1 protein-coding gene is annotated in these 1,356 nt (G+C 39.1%); it reads right to left on the bottom strand.

What is annotated here, in order from left to right:
* Nucleotides 1–76 precede the first annotated feature (76 nt).
* Nucleotides 77–1,356: IS66 family transposase (gene tnpC, locus IV81_RS09145; protein WP_057804419.1), on the bottom strand; the 1,280-nt coding region annotated here is incomplete at its 5' end.

Genomic DNA, 1,356 nt, shown 5'->3' with positions numbered 1-1,356 from the left:
GTAAGCACCCAATAACAGACCGTAAAAAATAAAATCCAGTTTATCATTATTTAAAAATGATAAGCTGGATTTTTGATTATGATCTAGGCGTTAATTCCCGTGATTTCAAATAATTCCACGGTAAATAGGCTTCTAACTCCGTATCTTTTACGAAAGTTGGCAGTTGAGATACCTTATCTAATAAAAATTCAATGTACTCACGTACATTCACTCGATTAGCTTTGGCAGTTTGAATCAAACTCATCCAAATAGCATTTGCTTCTGCGCCCTTAGGACTGGTTGAAAATAACCAATTCTTGCGGCCAATTACGTAACTTTTCATATTACGTTCGGATGCATTATTGGTAAAATCGATCTCACCGTAAAGTAAAACTCGATTTAATGCCGCCCGTTGTCCTTGAGCGTAGCTTATGGCTTTACCTAATCTAGTTTTAGGCAGCACATTAGCTCTATCACACCATTGCCAGAATTTATTAATCATGGGTTTCAAGAACTTTTGTCGCGCCTCAAACCGATCAGTACTACTTGACGTTTGCCATTTTCGCTCCAGTTTCATCATCCGATTGATCAGTTCTAATCCGATCGACGGTTTAAAATGATCTTTATCAAGATTCGCGTCATCATAAAACTTACGACGAACATGTGCCCAACATCCAACATGTTCAACTGAATCCGAAATCGCATTATATCCGTAGTAACCATCGCACTGCAGAACTCCTTCAAATCCCGAATATAGTTGCTGAGCAACTTTTCCAGCTCGACTATCAGCATAGTGATAATATACAATTTGATTTTCAGCACGACCGATGGTCCGTGCCAACCAAATGTATGATTTACTAGTCGCTTTTTTACCAGGCTCTTGTAAAACTTGATAGGGTGTTTCATCACCCTGGAGGAGTTTTTGACTAGTCAGCTTTTCGTGAAGTAAGTCATAGATTGGGCGCACCATCTGTGCGCATGTAATCATCCAATTGCCCATACTTTTATCGCTTAAATCTAAACCCTGATTTTTCCAGAAATTTTTTTGTCGGTACAATGGAGTTCCCAGCACATATTTAAAATAAGCGACCTCCGAAACTAGTGATGGTGAAGCCAAGCTGTGAGCTAATAGTGCTGACGGAGCTTTACCCTGGTATAGGTGACTATGCGGATCCTCTAACTCGCATTTACCACATTTATAGGTGGTTTCAAATATTCTAGCAACATATAACCTTCCGGGAATTAATCGAACTTCTTCTCGAACAAAATGTTTTCCAATCTTTTCTAAGTCATGACCGGACTTACAACACTTTACTGGCGAATCATAAATTTCATCTTCCGTCGGAAGATTGGTGCTAATAATCTCGGATCGTTTTT

It is taken from the genome of Pediococcus stilesii, assembly GCF_001437075.1.
Lineage (GTDB): Bacteria > Bacillota > Bacilli > Lactobacillales > Lactobacillaceae > Pediococcus > Pediococcus stilesii.
The sequence above is the reverse complement of the archived record's forward strand: the minus strand, read 5'-3'. Positions and strand labels throughout refer to the sequence as shown.